The sequence below is a fragment of the Roseateles sp. P5_E8 genome (assembly GCF_054177665.1).
The window spans coordinates 17,296-32,129 of the sequence record NZ_JBGCUM010000022.1 but is presented as its reverse complement, the minus strand read 5'-3'; the positions used below and the strand labels follow the sequence as shown (position 1 = coordinate 32,129).

Sequence of the window (14,834 nt, the reverse complement as noted above, 5' to 3'; positions counted from 1 at the left end):
GGGCGCCGGATTCTTGCAGAAGCGCACCGGATCGGGTCCCGTCAGTTCAGTAGCGCAGCTCCAGTGTCATGACATCGTTCTCGCGCCGCATCTGGAAGCGGGTCAAGAAGCTGTTGCCCAGCAGCACGTGGCTCATCTGGCCGGGGATGACGATGGCATCGACGTTGCGGACCTCGACATCGCCGATGCGGATGCTGGCCAGCTCGATCATGAAAGCCGGCACGGTGCCGTTGGCCGTGTGGGTGACGATGCGCCGGCCGTAGAGGTAGCGCAGGCCGAGCTTCTCGGCCTCGATCTGGCTGATGGCCACGCTGGTGGCGCCGGTGTCGATCAGGAAACTGGTGGTCTGACCGTTGATGGTGCCGATGGTCGTGTAGTGCCCACCTTGGCCGGGTGCCATGACGATCTGCCGCGGTGCCGCCGCCGAAGACAGGATGCGCGCGGGCGCGGCGCCCAGCAGCAGCGTCTGGCGCCGCCCCGCCACCTCGACGACGGCACGGCCGTCCTCCAGCGAGACCAGCTTTACACCCTTGGCGGTGACACCAACTTCCATCGTGCGCGGCTCGCCGTCGATGAGCAGCAGAGCGGCGCGCGAGCCCAGCATGCCGTTGAGCTGGATCTGGCCAGGCGCCGTCTGCGCTTGCGCGGCGGCGGCGGCGGTCAAGCCGAGCAGGGCTGACAGGAGCAGGGGGCGAAAAATTTCAGTCACGGAAGTTGTTGTAGGTCAGCGGCGTGTCGGCGAAGTTTTTCTTCAGGTGGGCAATCGCCGTCTGCAGGTCATCGCGGTTCTTGCCGGTAACGCGTACGGCGTCACCCTGGATGCTGGCCTGGACCTTGAGCTTGCTCTCCTTGAGCGAAGAGACGATCTTCTTGGCCAGCGTCGCCTCGATGCCTTCCTTGATCTTGTAGACCTGGCGTACCTTGTCGCCGCCGAGCTTCTCGACCTTCTCGTGCTTGTCCAGGAAGCTGATCACCACGTCCTGCTTGGTGAGCTTGCCGTAGAGCACGGCTTCGATCTGTTCGAGCTGGAAGTCGCTGTCGCCGGTGGAATGGATTTCCTTCTCTTTCAGCTCGACCTTGGCACCCGTGCCCTTGAAGTCAAAGCGGGTGCCGATTTCCTTGATGGCGTTGTCGACGCCATTGCGGATCTTGACGTGGTCGGGCTCGAGAACGGTGTCGAAACTGGGCATTTGAGTAGGAAGTGAAAGCGTCTGCGAAAATTTTGACGATTGCGCGTCGCGCAAACCGTCCAAAATTTTCCCATGTCCACGCCTTTACCGACCCCCTCGAACGGAGTGCCCAGCGGGGTGCCAATTCCCGTGCAGGCCCTGCGCATCGAGGTTGACGTCAATCTCAAGCCCTACAACACCTTCGGCCTGCCTGCCGTGGCCAAGCGCCTGGTGCGCATCCGCGAGGCCGCGGACGTGCGCCGTGTCGTCGACCACCCGGAGCTGGGCCGGGCGCCCAAGTTCGTGCTGGGCGGTGGAAGCAATCTCGTACTGACCAAGGATGTGGAAGCGGTTGTGCTGAAGGTGGAAATTGCCGGCATGCGGCTGTTGGAGGAACGCGACGACGCCTGGATCGTCGAGGCCGGTGCGGGTGTGGTGTGGCATGAGCTGGTGACCTGGACGCTGGACCACGGCTTTCCGGGGCTGGAGAACATGGCGCTGATCCCGGGCACCGTCGGCGCGACACCGGTTCAAAACATCGGCGCTTACGGCATCGAAGTCAAGGACCGACTGGAAGCGGTCGAGGTCATGGACCTCGTCACCGGCCGCCCCGCCGTGCTGCCGGCGGAGGTGTGCCGCTTCGGTTACCGCGACAGCGTCTTCAAGCACAGCGACTTCGGCGGCCTGGCCGGCAAGAGCGTCATCACGCGCGTGCGCTTTCGTCTGCCCAAGCCCTGGCAGCCGGTGCTGGGCTACCTGGAGCTGGAGCGCAAGATGGCCGAAACCGGCATCACGGCGCCCGACGCGCGCCAGATCTACGACTGGATCGTGGCAGTACGCCGCGCCAAGCTGCCGGACCCCGCCGTCATCGGCAACGCCGGCAGCTTCTTCAAGAACCCGGTCGTCACCGCCGAACAGTGCAAGGACATCATCGGCCGCGACCCCGGCATCGTTCACTACCCGATGCCCGATGGCAGCGTGAAGCTGGCCGCCGGCTGGATGATCGACGCCTGTGGCTGGAAGGGGAAGACGGTGGGTGGCGCGGCGGTCTACGAGAAGCAGGCGCTGGTGCTGGTGAACAAGGCGGACGCGCGTGGCGCGGAGGTCGTCACGCTGGCGCGGGCCATCCAGGAAAGCGTCTACGGGCGCTTCGGCATCCGCCTGGAGCCGGAGCCTGTGGTCGTCTAGACGTGAATCCTGCCGTCCGCGGGCGGCAGGTCGGATCGATCATGCCGCCTCCGGTGCAAGCGGGAGGATGGCGATGAGCGAGACGACACTGAGCCGGCGCGTGCTGCTGGCCTGGCTGGGCAGCCTGGGGGTGCCGGCGCTGGCGCTGGAGCCGTTGCTGGCAAAGAACGCGCCGGCGGGCGTCGACCCGACGCCGTATCTGGTCAGCGAGAAATTGGACGGCGTTCGCGCGCTGTGGGACGGCACGACGCTGCGATTCCGCAGTGGCCGCACGGTGGCGGCGCCGGCCTGGTTTCTGGCCGCCTTGCCGAAGACGCCGCTCGACGGCGAGTTGTGGATGGGGCGGCGCAGCTTCGACGTGTTGTCGGCTGCCGTCAGGCGAACCGAACCGGTGGACGCCGAGTGGCGGCGCATCAGCTATCGGGCGTTCGAGCTGCCGGCAGGCGAGGGCATGTTCGAGCAGCGTGCCGACAAGCTCAAGGCGCTGGCGAGCGACATCGTCGTGCCCATTGAGCAGCAGCGCTTCAAGTCGAATGCCGAGCTGCGCGCGAAGCTCAAGCAGGTCGTCGACGTCGGCGGCGAGGGTCTGATGCTCCACCGTGCCGACGCGCCGGTGGCTTCGGGCCGCAGTGACCTGCTGCTCAAGCTCAAGCCGCTGGCGGACGCCGAAGCCGTCGTCGTCGGCCACGAGCCGGGAAAGGGCCGGTTCAGAGGCCAGCTCGGCGCGCTGGAATTGCAGACGCCCGAGGGCGTGCGCTTCAAGCTGGGCACCGGTTTCAGCGATGCCCAGAGGCGTGATCCGCCCGCCATCGGCGCGACGGTCACCTACCGCTACCGCGACCTGACGCCCTCTGGGAAGCCGCGGTTCGCGAGCTTCCTGAGGGTCGCCGAAGCGTTTTAGCCTTCCAGCTTGGGCAGCCCGCCGCCCGGCAGCAGGCCGACGCTGCTGTAAACGCTCAGCTTGTCGCGCGTGTCGCTGATGTCGAGGTTGCGCATGGTCAGCTGGCCGATGCGGTCCGCGGGGCTGAAGGCGCCTTCGACCTTTTCCATGCTCAGGCGCTCGGGCGCGTAGGTCAGGTTGGGGCTCTGGGTGTCCAGCAGCGAATAGTCGTTGCCACGGCGCAGTTCCAGGGCGACCTCGCCGGTGATGGCGCGGGCGATCCAGCGCTGGGCGCTCTCGCGCAGCATGATGGCCTGCGGGTCGAACCAGCGGCCCTGGTAGAGCAGGCGGCCGAGCTTGCGGCCGTTGTCGCGGTAGAGCTCGATGGTGTCTTCGTTGTGGATGCCGGTGACCAGGCGCTCGTAGGCGATGTGCAGCAGCGCCAGRCCCGGCGCCTCGTAGATGCCGCGGCTCTTGGCCTCGATGATGCGGTTCTCGATCTGGTCGCTCATGCCCAGGCCGTGGCGGCCGCCGATGACATTGGCCTCGGCCAGCAGCGCCACCGGGTCGCGGTACTCGACGCCGTTCAGCGCGACGGGCACGCCCTCTTCAAAACGCACCGACACGGTCTCAGCCTTGACGACGACGTCGTCGCGCCAGAACGCCACGCCCATGATGGGGTTGACGATCTTGATGCCGCTGCTCAGGTGCTCCAGGTCMTTGGCTTCGTGCGTGGCGCCCAGCATGTTGGAGTCGGTCGAATAGGCCTTCTCCGCGCTCATCTTGTAGGCGAAGCCCTTCTCGGTCATGAAAGCCGACATCTCGCTGCGGCCGCCCAGCTCGTCGATGAAGGTCTGGTCCAGCCAGGGCTTGTAGATCTTCAGCGCCGGGTTGGTCAGCAAGCCGTAGCGGTAGAAGCGCTCGATGTCGTTGCCCTTGTAGGTCGAGCCGTCGCCCCAGATGTTGACGCCGTCGGCCTTCATCGCCGCCACCAGCATCGTGCCGGTCACGGCGCGGCCGATGGGCGTGGTGTTGAAGTAGGTGACGCCGGCGGTGCTGATGTGGAAGGCGCCGGCCTGCAGGGCCGCAATGCCTTCGGCGACGAGCTGCGAGCGGCAGTCCACCAGCACGGCCTTCTCGGCGCCGTAGAGCATGGCCTTGCGCGGGATCTCGTCGTAGTCGGGCTCGTCGGGCTGGCCCAGGTTGGCCGTGTAGGCATAGGGCAGGGCGCCCTTGAGCTTCATCCAGTGCAGGGCGGCCGAGGTGTCRAGGCCGCCGGARAAMGCGATGCCGACCTTCTGGCCGACGGGGACGGATTGCAGGATCGTGGACATGGTGTCGGTCTTCTCTTAAGCGACGAGGTTCTGCCACTCGGGGTGGCGCTGGATGTAGACGTGGACGTAGCTGCAGGCGGGCACGACCTTGAGGCCTTCCGCCTTGGCCCATTGCAGGCCGGCTTCGACGAGCTGGGCCGCTAAGCCCTGGCCGCGGTAGGCCGCCGGCACGCCGGTGTGGGTGAAGACGACGCGGCCAGCGCTCAGCTCGTAGTCGAGCACGCTGGTGGGCGTGGTCGGCAGCGTGAACCGCTGCTGGCCGGGTTCGTGCTGCGGGGTCATTCGCTGGACGTCTTCAAGGCGACGGGATGGATCTCGACCGACGCGCTGTTGGTCGACACATAAATGCTGCCGTCCTGGATGCTGATCTGCAGCTGCATGCTGCGCTCGGCCAGCGGAATCAGGGCTTGCGACTGCTCGGCGGGGATCTGCCAGACCGCCAGGCGCGGCGCACGCGTCAGCTTGTTCTCCAGGCCCGCCCACCACACCGGCGTGCTGGACGCGAAGCTGTAGACGCTGACGCGGCGGGCGCGGCCGTGGGCCTTCATCAGGCGGCGCTCGTCGGGCTGACCGAGGTCGATCCAGTGTTGCACCTCGCCGGTAAGGTCGAGCTGCCAGAGGTCGGGTTCATCCACGTCGGACAGGCCCTTGGTGAACTCGAGCCGGCCGTTGAGGTCGTCGGCCGTCACGTTCAGCGCGAAGGCCAGAACGCGCACCATCATGCGTTCGTCGGTCTCGCTGGGGTGGCGGGCAATCGTGAGCGCATGGTCACCGTAGACATGGCGGTCCATGTCGGCGATTTGCAGCTGGGCTTTGTGGATGGTGGCTTTGAGCGCCATGCGTTGGAGGTACGAGGTGGTAACGAAGAGCAGCCAATGATTATCGCGGTGAAGCCCTCGTGGCATCATGCCGCCTCCCGTTTTGAACCTTCGCAACCCGAGTTGCGCCCCCGTCATGAAACGCATTCTTCTTCCGTTGGTCCTGGTCTTCGCTGTTTCCGCCCAGGCACAGGTCATCAACAACACCAAGGCCAAGGTCGACCCGAAGAACAACAAGGTCAGCAACCCGGTCGTCGAAAAACCCAAGCCCAAGCTGATGTCGCGCGACGAACTGCGCGCTTGCATCAACCTGCAGGACGGCAACACCAAGGAAGCCTTGGCCCTCAAGACCGAACAAACCGCTTTCGAGGTCAATGAGGCAAAGATCAAGGCCGAGAAGGTGACGCTGGATGCCGGCGAAGCGGCGCTGGCCAAGCAGTTCTCCGAAGTGAAGGCCGAGAAGGAGGCCATCCTGGCAGCGCACGCCGCGTTGACGGCCGAGGCGCCCAAGCTGGAGAAGGCGGATCTCAAGGCGCGCAACGAGGCGTACATGGCCCGCACCAACGCCTTCAACGCGATGTTCGACGCCATGAAGGCGGCCGACGCCGAGCAGAGCGTCAAGCGCAAGGCCTTCAACGAGAAGATCGATGCGCGGGATGCGCAGTTCAAGACCGTGAAAGACCGGGAAGAAAAGTACTTCGATGCTGATGACAAGTGGAAGGCTGAGTGCAGCAAAAAGCTGTACGACGAGAACGACGAAAAGGCCATCCGCAAGGAAATGGCAGCTGGCAAGTAACCCGGCTTAGCACCTGATGAATCGACGATGGGGCCGCCTCCGGCAGGAAGCGGCCCTTGTTTCTTTCTGCTTTCGAAAGGCCCCCGCATGAGCAACAACCCGCTGCTGCAGGACTGGGCTGGCCCACACGGCCTGCCGCCATTCGCTGATATCCAACCGGCGCATTTCCAACCCGCTTTCGACGCAGCACTCGCCGCCCACCGCGCCGAGATCGAGGCCATTGCCAGTCAGGCCGAGGCGCCGACGTTTGCCAACACGCTGGCTACGTTCGACGCCAGCGGCCGCCCGCTGACCCGCCTGGAGCATCTCTTCTACACACTGGCCGCCTCGGCCACGTCGCCCGATCTGCAGGCGGTGCAACGGGCGCTGGCCGCGCCGCTGGCGGCGCACAACAGCGCGGTCTACATGCACGCCGGCCTGTTCGCGCGCGTCGGCGCGCTGTTCGATGCGCGTGAGCGGCTGGACCTGACGGGCGAGCAGCGCCGCCTGATCGAGCGCGTGCACCTGGACTTCCTGCGTGCCGGCGCCCGCCTGGCGCCCGAGGCCAAGGCCCGCTACGCCGCCGTCATGGCGCGGCTGGCCGAGCTGAACACGCGCTTTGCGCAAAACGTGCTGGCGGCCGAGAACGGCTACCAGTTGCGCCTGACGAGCGAGGCCGACTTGGCCGGCCTGCCGGGCTTCGTGCGCGCTGCCGCGCGCCAGGCCGCCGTGGACCGTGGATTGGACGAAGGCGTCCATGTCATCACGCTGTCCCGCTCGCTGATCGTGCCCTTCCTGAGCTTCAGCGCCCGCCGCGACCTGCGCGAGCAGGCCTGGCGCGCCTGGGTCGGCCGGGGCGACAACACGGCTCAGGCCGACGCATCAGGGGACAACCGCGCCATCTGCCGCGAAATCCTCGAACTGCGCGCCGGGCAGGCCCGCCTGCACGGTCACGCCTGCTACGCCGACTTCGCGCTGGAGGACACCATGGCGCGCAGCCAGGGCGCCGTCATGGGCCTGCTGGAGCGCGTCTGGCACCCGGCCCTGACCGCGCAGGCGCGCGAGCGCGAGGCCGTGCGGGGCGCCATGGCTGCGGCCGGCGCCACGCATGAGCTTGAACCCTGGGACTGGCGCTGCTACGCCGAGCAGGCCCGGCGCGCCCGCTTCGAGCTGGACGAGGCCGAGGTCAAGCCGTACTTCCCGCTGGAACGCATGGTGGCCGCCATGTTCGACTGCGCCAGCCGCCTGTTCGGCCTGGAGTTCAAGGCGCGGCCCGACATCGCCGGCTATCACGCCGACGTGCGCGCCTACGAGGTCTTCAATGCCGACGGGTCCTTGCGTGGCCTGTTCCTGCAGGACAACTTCGCGCGGCCCACCAAGCGCAGCGGCGCGTGGATGAACGCGTTGCGCAACCAGAGCCGCGCGCTGGGCGCCACGCCCGTCATCCTGAACAACAACAACTTCGCCCGCGGCGCGGCCGGTGAGCCGACGCTGCTCAGCTTTGACGACGTGCGCACGCTCTTCCACGAGTTCGGCCACGGCCTGCACGGCTTGCTGAGCAGCGTGGAGCATGAGCGCCTGGCCGGCACGCAGGTGCTGCGCGACTTCGTCGAGCTGCCGTCCCAGCTCTACGAGCACTGGATGGCCGAGCCGCAGGTGMTGAAGAAGTTCGCCCGCCACTGGCAGACCGACGAGCCCCTGCCCGATGCGCTGCTGGCCAAGCTGCAGGCCGCGCGCCAGTTTGGCCAGGGCTACGAGACGCTGCGCTACACGGCCAGCGCGCTGGTCGACATGGCGGTGCACGCACTGCCGGACGCTCCCGCCGATGTCGTCGCCTTCGAGGCGCAGACGCTGGCCCAGTGGGGCCTGCCGGCCGAGGTTGGCCTCAACCACCGGCTGACGCACTTCCAGCACCTCTTCAGCAGCGCCGGCTACGCGGCGGGCTACTACGTCTACCTGTGGGCCGAGGTGCTGGACTGCGATGCCTTCGATGCCTTCGTCGAGGCCGGCAATGTGTTCGACGCCGACGTGGCTGCGCGGCTGCGCGAGTGCATCTTCTCGGCCGGCAACAGCCGTGAACCGGGCGCAGCCTTCCGCGCCTTCCGTGGCCGCGACCCCATCGTGGAGCCCATGCTGAAGGACCGCGGCCTGCTGGAGCCGACGGCTTGAACGCACGTCGTTGGCTGCTGGCCGGCGGCCTGGCGCTGCTGGCCGCGGCGGCCGCCGCCGGCCCCCTCGTCAAGCCGGCGCGCATCGACAGCGCCTTGCGCGGCATGGTCAGGCATGGCGAGTTGGTGGGGGTCACGGCCCTCATCTACGAGGGCGGTCGCGAGGCCTACTTCGGCGCCTTCGGCAAGGCTGACCGGGAGGCCGGCAGGCCGATGGCACGCGACGCGCTGATGCAGATCCAGTCCATGACCAAGCCCATCACCGGCGTGGCGCTGATGCAGCTCTACGAGCAGGGCAGGTTCCAGCTCGACGACCCGGTGGCCAACTACCTGCCCGAGTTCGCCAACCCGCGCGTCTGGTTGGGCGAGGGCGCCGACGGGCAGGCCATCACCGAGCCGGCGGCGCGCGCCATCACCATCCGCGACCTGGGCCGGCACACGGCCGGCTTTGCCGCCGGCTTTGGTGGCCCGCCCGCGCTGGAGCGCTTCAACGGCAAACACTACGCGAGCATCAGTTTCAAGTCTGGCCTGGACGAGCTGGTCGGCCGCATTGCCTCGGGGCCGCTGGTCGACCACCCTGGCCGGCGCTGGACCTACGACCGAGCGATGAACGTGCAGGCCCGCCTCGTAGAGAAGCTGTCCGGCGAGCGCTTCGAGGACTACCTGCGCGAGCACCTGTTCAAGCCCATGGGCATGGCCAGCACGCGCTTCCATGTCGCACCCGACGCCCCCGACCGACCGCGCTTTGCGGCCAGTTATTCCCGCGCACCGGATGGCAGCTTGAAGCGCATCCCGGACGCCCAGGTGCATACGTACAACGACACCGACTGGCGCCTCAAGACCGGCACTTTCGGCCTGGTGTCGACGCTGGACGACTACATGCTCTTCGCCCGCATGCTGCTGGACGGTGGCGTCGCACCCAATGGCCAACGGATATTGAAGCCCGAGACGGTCAGGCTGATGGCGACCGACGCGCTGCCACCTGACCTGACCGACCGCTCGTGGCTGCCCAGCAAGGGCAACGTCGGCTTCGGCATCAACTTCGGCGTGCGCGTGGGGCCACCGCGCAACTCGGGCGAGTACTCGGGTGCGCCGGGCGAGTTCTTCTGGGACGGCGCGGCCAACACGCTGTTCTGGGTCGACCCCCGGCACGGCATCGCGGCGGTGCTGTTCACGCAGTTCTTCCCGTCGGGTGACGGCAAGCTGAATCGGACCTTCCGCGACGCGGTCTATGCCGACGATGCCGAAGCCTTCGCCGGCAACAAGCCGGCGCCCTAGCTTTCAGGCCGGCGCCACAGCCAGACCGCCAGAGCGGCCATCAGCGCCGGCACGGCGATCTTGACGGCCAGCGGCAGCGGCGACAGCGCCAGCACGACGGCGCTGGCCGTCATCATCAGCGTCGCCAGCCACTTGGCGCGGCGCGGCACGGCGCCGCGTTCGCGCCAGCCGCGGATGTGCGGCCCGAAGTGCGCATGGTTGAGCATCCAGGCCTCCAGCTCGGGCCAGCCCTTGCTGGCGGCCCAGGCGGCCAGCAGCAGGAAGGGCACGGTGGGCAGCAGCGGCAGCACGATGCCTATCAGGGCGAGAGCAATGCTCCCCAGCGCCAGCGCTCGCCACAGCAGGCGGACCAGCGCGCGGTGCATGCCTATTTCAGACCACCGCTGAGGAACTGCTGCAGCCGCTCGCACTGCGGGCGCAGCAGCATCTCCTTGGGGTTGCCTTCCTCTTCGACGCGGCCCTGGTGCAGGAACAGGCAGTGGTTGGACACCTCGCGCGCAAAGCCCATCTCGTGGGTCACGACGATCATCGTGCGGCCCTCGGCCGCGAGGTCGCGCATGACCTTGAGCACTTCGCCCACCAACTCCGGGTCCAGCGCCGACGTGGGTTCGTCGAAGAGCATGACCTCGGGGTCGACGGCCAATGCGCGGGCGATGGCCACGCGCTGCTGCTCGCCGCCCGAGAGCTGGGCCGGGTAGACGCTGGCGCGGTGCGACACGCCCACGCGCGCCAGCAGCGCCTGCGCGCGCTCGATGGCCTCGGCCCGGGGCTTGCCGAGCACATGGATGGGCGCCTCGATGACGTTCTCCAGCACCGTCATGTGGGCCCAGAGGTTGAAGTTCTGGAACACCATGGCGAGCTTGGCTCGCCACAGCTGCAGCTGCTTGGCATCGGCCGCCTTCAGCGTGCCGTCGCGGTCGCGGGTCAGCTTGAGAGCTTCGCCGCACAGGCTCATCTCGCCCTCGTGCGGCTGCTCCAGCAGGTTGAGGCAGCGCAGCAGCGTGCTCTTGCCCGAACCCGAGGAGCCGATCAGCGTGACGACGTCGCCTCGGCTGGCCGCGAAGGAGATGCCCTTGAGCACCTCGCGCTCGCCGAAGCGCTTGTGGATGTTGGTGGCTTGAAGCTGGATGTCGCTCATGGTGATGTTCAGGCTCCCAGCAGCTTGCCGGTGCGCAGGGCTTGCCGGCCGGCGACCTTGGCGACGCGCATGCCGGCATTGGCAAAGCGCAGGAAGTCGCGTGCGAAGAACAGGCCGTCGACGGGGCTCTTCAGCTCGGTGACTTCGGCCGTGACGGGGTCGATGACATGGGCCAGCACCTCGCCGGCCTTCACCTCGGCGCCAACGTTCTTCAGGAAGGTCAGCACGCCGGGCACGGGCGACTTGATGGGCATGCTGCCGGCCAGCGGGCGGGCGTCGCCGACCGCGTCGGGCACGGTCGGTTTGTCGCCGGCAATGAGGCCGCGCCAGCGCAGGAAGTTGATGATGTTGGCCGCATCCGCAGCGGCCAGCTCATGCGTCACGTCGCAGGCGCCGCGCAACTCTACGGTGACAGACAGGCAGGCCTGCGGGATGGGGAACTTGCCACCGAAATGCCTGTCCCACTTCCACCAGACCTGCGAGCAGGCCTCGTCGAAGGGGTTGTCGCCCGAGTCCTGCGCCAGCAGCGTCAGCCGTGCGCCGAGGAAGCGCGCCAGCGGCTCGCAGTCGGGCCAGCAGGGCGTCTCGGTGTAAAGGTGCATCAGCGCCTGGGCGTCGCAGTGCAGGTCCAGCACGATGTCGGCGTCGCAGGACAGGCTCAGCAGCGCACGGCGTTGCGACTGCAGCTCGGTGTCGGCCGGCGACGCCAGCACGGCCGCCTTCAGTGCGCGGCGCAGCAGGGCGACGTTGGCGGCGGCGTCGCCGCCCAGTTGCGACTCGACGGCCCGGGCCACGGCGTCGACCTGGTCCGGGTAGTGGCGGTTGAAGTTCTCGCCCGACATCAGCTCGAAGCGGCCCAGGTGGGCATGCAGCAGGAACTGGGAGAGGCCGATGGGGTTGGCCATGGGCACCAGAACGATCTCGCCCGTGATCTGGCCGGCGGCCTCCAGCGCGCCGAGCTGCTGGCGCAGGTGATGGGCGACCAGCATGCCGGGCAGCTCGTCGCCGTGCAGCGAGGCCTGGATGTAGGCCTTCTGACCGCCAGTCTGGCCGTAGTGCAGCGAGACCAGTTCGCGCTGAGTGCCAGGCGCGGGAGAGATCAAGGGGTGGCGAATGATTTGCATGATCAACGGCTCATCATGGGTTTCAGCCAGCGGTTCTCGGCCCAGCGGAACAGCCCGACCAGGCTCAGCGTCAGCACGAAGTAGAAGGCGCCCGCCATGATGAAGGCCTCGAAGGGCAGGTAGTACTTGGCGTTGACGGCGCGAGCGGCGCCGGTCACGTCCAGCAGTGTGACGACGCTGGCCAGTGAGGTGCCGTGCAGCATGAAGATGGCCTCGTTGCCATAGGCCGGCAGCGCGCGGCGCAGGGCGGCGGGCAGCACGATGCGGCGCACCAGCAGCCCACGGCCCATGCCCAGCGCCTTGGCCGCCTCGATCTCGCCGGCCGGCAGCGCGCGGATGCTGCCGGCGATGATCTCGGTCGTGTAGGCCGCCGTGTTCAGCGTGAAGGTCAGCCAGGCGCAGAAGGTGGCCGACGACAGCCAGGGCCAGGCGAAGCTTTCGCGCACCGCGTCGAACTGCGCCAGGCCGTAGTAGCAGAGGAAGAGCTGCACCAGCATCGGCGTGCCGCGGAAGACGYAGGTGTAGGCCCAGACCAGCCGCGAGCCCCAGCCCTTGGAGACGGTTCGCACGACAGCCAGCGGCACGGCCAGCGCCAGGCCGCACAGCAGTGACAGCGCCAGCAGCTTGAGCGTGATGCCCAGGCCCGACAGATACATCGGGAAGTTCTCGAGGATGGCGTCGAAGTTCACAGCTGCCCCTCCCGCACGCCGATGGCCAGCCGCTTCTTCGCCCAGCTGAAGCCCAGCTCCGACACACTGGTGAAGACGAGGTAGATCAGCGCCACGGCGAGGTAGAAGCTGAAGGGCTCGCGCGTGTTGCCGGCCGCCTGCTGGCCGCGCGTCATCAGGTCCGACAGGCCGATGACCGAGACGATGGCCGTGCTCTTGACGAGCACCAGCCAGTTGTTGGACAGCCCCGGCAGCGCGTGGCGCAGCATCTGCGGCAGCGTGATGCGCCACAGCACCTGGCGCGGGCTCATGCCGTAAGCCAGGCCCGCCTCGCGCTGGCCCGGCGGCACGGCCAGGAAGGCGCCGCGGAAGGCCTCGGTCAGATAGGCGCCGAAGATGAAACCGATGGTCAGCGCGCCGGCGACGAAGGGGTCGATGTCGATGTAGTCCTCATGGCCCAGCATGGGCGCCACGGTGTTGAGGGCAAGCTGGCCGCCGTAGAAGACGAGCAGCATCAGCACCAGGTCGGGCACGCCACGGATCAGCGTCGTGTAGACGGCCGCAATGCCCTGGGCGACGCGCGAGCGCGACAGCTTGGCCAGTGCGCCGGCCAGGCCCAGCATGACGGCGACGGCGAGTGACGACAGCGCCACGCCGAGCGTGACGGCGGCGCCTTCGATGAGGCTGGGAAGGAATCCGTGCAACAGCATGGCTAGCGCGGCGTAACGAGGTCGAAATTGAAATGGCGATCGTTCAGCGCTTTCAGCGCGCCGCTGCTGCGCAGGGCCGCGAGCGCCTCATCGATGCGCCGGCCCAGTGTCAGCGCCTCGGCCTTGCGCAAGCCCACGCCAATGCCCTTGCCGTAGTAGCGCTCGTCGCGGCCGAAGTCCGGCCCCGCGAAGCTGAAGGCCCGGCCTTCGCTCTTGTTGAGGAAGCCGAACTGGGCGATGACGGCGTCCACCAGCGTCGCGTCCAGGCGGCCGGACTTGAGGTCGAGGAAGACCTGGTCCTGCGTCGCGTAGCGCAATACCTGGCTGCCCTTGAACTGCTCGGCCAGGAAGCGCTCATGGATGGTGCCGCGCTCCACGCCGATGCGGCGGCCCTTCAGGCCTTCCGCGCTGACCTCAAGCCCCGCGTTGCTGCGCATGACCATGCGCGCCGGCGAGAAGTAGTAGGGCGACGAGAAGGCGATGAGCTGCTGGCGCTCCGGCGTGATGGACATCGAGGCCATGATGGCGTCGATCTTGCGCGACTGCAGGGCCGGGATGAGGCCGTCGAAGTCGAGGATGACCGGGGTGAACTGAAATGCCATCTGCCGGCTCAGCGCCTGAGCCACGTCGATCTCGAAGCCCTTGAGCTGGCCGTCGGTGCCGACCTCGCTGAAGGGCGCGTAGCCGACGGCGAAGCCGATGCGCAGGCGCTGCGGCGAGACCTGACCCATCGCCGACGACCCGGCGATGGCCAAGGAAGCGGCCAGGGCGGAGCGGCGGCGCATCACTTCTTGGGCGAGATGTCGTAGTCGAAATATTTGTCGGCCAGCTTCTTGAACGTGCCGTTGGCCTGCAGCGCGTCGATGGCGGCGTTGAACTTCTTGCCCAGCGTCGCCTCATCGGCCTTGCGCATGCCCACGCCGGTCCCGACGCCGAAGATCTTGTCCTCGACGATGGGGCCRACGAAGCCGAAACCCTTGCCCTCCGGCTTTTTGAGGAAACCGAAGTCCGCTGCGGGCGAGTCCATCAGCGTCGCGTCGAGGCGGCCACTCTTGAGGTCGAGGAACACCTGGTCCTGGCTGCCATAGCGCACGATCTCGCTTTGTGTGAACGTCTTGGCCGCGTAGGCCTCATGCGTCGTGCCGCGCTGCACGCCGACCTTCTTGCCCTTGAGGCTGGCTGCGTTGGGCTCGAACTTGGCGCCGGCCTTGGCGACGAGGCGGGCGGGGGTGTTGTAGTAGGGCTTGGAGAAGGCGACCACCTTCTGGCGCTCCTCGGTGATGGCGACGCTGGCGAAGATGGCGTCCACCTTGCGTGACTGCAGCGCGGGGATGAGGCCATCGAACTCCTGCTGCACCAGCGTGCACTGGGCCTTCATTTCGGCGCAGTAGGCCTGCACCAGCTCGATCTCGAAGCCCTTCAGCTTGCCGTCGGGGCCGATCTCGGAGAACGGCGGGTAGGCGCCTTCGACGCCGATGCGCAGCTTCTTCCACTCGGGCGCCTGGGCCTGGGCGAGAGAAGCGATCAGGGCAAGTGCAAACAGGGGGGCTTTTTTCTTCATGTCGGACCTTTTGGGTGAGACGG

The 14,834-nt window shown here is 67.5% G+C and carries 17 protein-coding genes; 5 read left to right on the top strand and 12 right to left on the bottom strand.

Annotated elements, in window-relative coordinates; genetic code table 11:
- Positions 1-46: 46 nt before the first annotated feature.
- Both ACXRVZ_RS14645 and ACXRVZ_RS14640 read right to left on the bottom strand, forming a co-directional pair.
- Positions 47-709, bottom strand: a complete 663-nt coding sequence (locus ACXRVZ_RS14645) for a retropepsin-like aspartic protease family protein (protein ID WP_457424575.1) — start codon at positions 707-709, stop codon at positions 47-49.
- The gene (locus ACXRVZ_RS14640; RefSeq protein ID WP_457424573.1) at positions 702-1,190 is read right to left on the bottom strand and encodes a YajQ family cyclic di-GMP-binding protein; all 489 of its coding nucleotides are present in this window, start codon (positions 1,188-1,190) and stop codon (positions 702-704) included. Before ACXRVZ_RS14640 ends, ACXRVZ_RS14645 begins: the two co-directional genes overlap by 8 nt.
- Before the next feature lie 138 nt (positions 1,191-1,328).
- Between ACXRVZ_RS14640 and murB the strand changes: the two genes are divergently transcribed.
- Positions 1,329-2,357 carry a UDP-N-acetylmuramate dehydrogenase gene (murB, locus tag ACXRVZ_RS14635; protein ID WP_457424639.1) on the top strand — a complete coding sequence of 343 codons (1,029 nt, stop codon included), beginning with the start codon at positions 1,329-1,331 and terminating at the stop codon, positions 2,355-2,357.
- 73 nt (positions 2,358-2,430) lie between these two features.
- A complete protein-coding gene (locus ACXRVZ_RS14630) occupies positions 2,431-3,258 on the top strand; it encodes a DNA ligase (protein WP_457424571.1) in 828 nt (275 codons plus the stop codon).
- On the opposite strand, the gene argG is transcribed toward ACXRVZ_RS14630, so the two are convergent.
- From argG to ACXRVZ_RS14615, 3 genes are read right to left on the bottom strand one after another with little or no spacing between them, the layout of a single operon-like run.
- Entirely contained in the window at positions 3,255-4,571 is a 1,317-nt protein-coding gene (argG, locus tag ACXRVZ_RS14625) for an argininosuccinate synthase (protein ID WP_458232522.1), read from the bottom strand. The genes ACXRVZ_RS14630 and argG overlap by 4 nt on opposite strands.
- 15 nt (positions 4,572-4,586) lie before the next feature.
- Complete coding sequence (locus ACXRVZ_RS14620; RefSeq protein WP_457424567.1) at positions 4,587-4,853, bottom strand: GNAT family N-acetyltransferase; 267 nt, start codon at positions 4,851-4,853, stop codon at positions 4,587-4,589.
- Positions 4,850-5,410 carry a YaeQ family protein gene (locus tag ACXRVZ_RS14615; RefSeq protein WP_457424565.1) on the bottom strand — a complete coding sequence of 187 codons (561 nt, stop codon included), beginning with the start codon at positions 5,408-5,410 and terminating at the stop codon, positions 4,850-4,852. Before ACXRVZ_RS14615 ends, ACXRVZ_RS14620 begins: the two co-directional genes overlap by 4 nt.
- A 115-nt stretch (positions 5,411-5,525) precedes the next feature.
- Between ACXRVZ_RS14615 and ACXRVZ_RS14610 the strand changes: the two genes are divergently transcribed.
- The 3 genes from ACXRVZ_RS14610 (at position 5,526) to ACXRVZ_RS14600 (ending at position 9,610) form a co-directional block, all read left to right on the top strand.
- Complete coding sequence (locus ACXRVZ_RS14610; protein WP_457424563.1) at positions 5,526-6,185, top strand: hypothetical protein; 660 nt, start codon at positions 5,526-5,528, stop codon at positions 6,183-6,185.
- Between the two features lie 87 nt (positions 6,186-6,272).
- Positions 6,273-8,333, top strand: coding sequence for a M3 family metallopeptidase (locus ACXRVZ_RS14605; RefSeq protein ID WP_458232521.1), 2,061 nt, complete (start codon positions 6,273-6,275; stop codon positions 8,331-8,333).
- Entirely contained in the window at positions 8,330-9,610 is a 1,281-nt protein-coding gene (locus tag ACXRVZ_RS14600) for a serine hydrolase domain-containing protein (protein ID WP_457424559.1), read from the top strand. Before ACXRVZ_RS14605 ends, ACXRVZ_RS14600 begins: the two co-directional genes overlap by 4 nt.
- Here the strand turns inward: ACXRVZ_RS14600 and ACXRVZ_RS14595 are convergent.
- From ACXRVZ_RS14595 to ACXRVZ_RS14565, 7 genes are read right to left on the bottom strand one after another with little or no spacing between them, the layout of a single operon-like run.
- Positions 9,607-9,975: a YbaN family protein gene (locus ACXRVZ_RS14595; protein ID WP_457424557.1), complete on the bottom strand. Its 369-nt coding sequence runs from the start codon at positions 9,973-9,975 to the stop codon at positions 9,607-9,609. The genes ACXRVZ_RS14600 and ACXRVZ_RS14595 overlap by 4 nt on opposite strands.
- Before the next feature lie 2 nt (positions 9,976-9,977).
- Positions 9,978-10,748, bottom strand: coding sequence for an ABC transporter ATP-binding protein (locus ACXRVZ_RS14590; RefSeq protein ID WP_457424555.1), 771 nt, complete (start codon positions 10,746-10,748; stop codon positions 9,978-9,980).
- Positions 10,749-10,756: 8 nt separating this feature from the next.
- A complete protein-coding gene (locus ACXRVZ_RS14585; protein ID WP_457424553.1) occupies positions 10,757-11,872 on the bottom strand; it encodes a succinylglutamate desuccinylase in 1,116 nt (371 codons plus the stop codon).
- A gap of 2 nt (positions 11,873-11,874) precedes the next feature.
- On the bottom strand, positions 11,875-12,528 hold the full coding sequence (locus ACXRVZ_RS14580; protein ID WP_458232540.1) for an ABC transporter permease: 654 nt from the start codon (positions 12,526-12,528) through the stop codon (positions 11,875-11,877).
- Between the two features lie 29 nt (positions 12,529-12,557).
- Complete coding sequence (locus ACXRVZ_RS14575) at positions 12,558-13,250, bottom strand: ABC transporter permease (RefSeq protein ID WP_457424551.1); 693 nt, start codon at positions 13,248-13,250, stop codon at positions 12,558-12,560.
- A gap of 2 nt (positions 13,251-13,252) precedes the next feature.
- Positions 13,253-14,035 (bottom strand): transporter substrate-binding domain-containing protein, encoded by a 783-nt coding sequence (locus tag ACXRVZ_RS14570; protein WP_457424549.1) that lies wholly within the window; start codon positions 14,033-14,035, stop codon positions 13,253-13,255.
- On the bottom strand, positions 14,035-14,811 hold the full coding sequence (locus ACXRVZ_RS14565) for an ABC transporter substrate-binding protein (protein ID WP_457424547.1): 777 nt from the start codon (positions 14,809-14,811) through the stop codon (positions 14,035-14,037). The genes ACXRVZ_RS14570 and ACXRVZ_RS14565 overlap by 1 nt, the downstream gene beginning before the upstream one ends.
- Between the last annotated feature and the right edge of the window lie 23 nt (positions 14,812-14,834).

Bases quoted from the DNA above. Each gene is read 5' to 3' on its own strand.
- ACXRVZ_RS14640 (WP_457424573.1), bottom strand. From the start codon at position 1,190: ATGCCCAGTTTCGACACCGTTCTCGAGCCCGACCACGTCAAGATCCGC.
- ACXRVZ_RS14630 (WP_457424571.1), top strand. From the start codon at position 2,431: ATGAGCGAGACGACACTGAGCCGGCGCGTGCTGCTGGCCTGGCTGGGC.
- ACXRVZ_RS14620 (WP_457424567.1), bottom strand. From the start codon at position 4,853: ATGACCCCGCAGCACGAACCCGGCCAGCAGCGGTTCACGCTGCCGACC.
- ACXRVZ_RS14615 (WP_457424565.1), bottom strand. From the start codon at position 5,410: ATGGCGCTCAAAGCCACCATCCACAAAGCCCAGCTGCAAATCGCCGAC.
- ACXRVZ_RS14610 (WP_457424563.1), top strand. From the start codon at position 5,526: ATGAAACGCATTCTTCTTCCGTTGGTCCTGGTCTTCGCTGTTTCCGCC.
- ACXRVZ_RS14595 (WP_457424557.1), bottom strand. From the start codon at position 9,975: ATGCACCGCGCGCTGGTCCGCCTGCTGTGGCGAGCGCTGGCGCTGGGG.
- ACXRVZ_RS14590 (WP_457424555.1), bottom strand. From the start codon at position 10,748: ATGAGCGACATCCAGCTTCAAGCCACCAACATCCACAAGCGCTTCGGC.
- ACXRVZ_RS14585 (WP_457424553.1), bottom strand. From the start codon at position 11,872: ATGCAAATCATTCGCCACCCCTTGATCTCTCCCGCGCCTGGCACTCAG.
- ACXRVZ_RS14575 (WP_457424551.1), bottom strand. From the start codon at position 13,250: ATGCTGTTGCACGGATTCCTTCCCAGCCTCATCGAAGGCGCCGCCGTC.
- ACXRVZ_RS14570 (WP_457424549.1), bottom strand. From the start codon at position 14,035: ATGCGCCGCCGCTCCGCCCTGGCCGCTTCCTTGGCCATCGCCGGGTCG.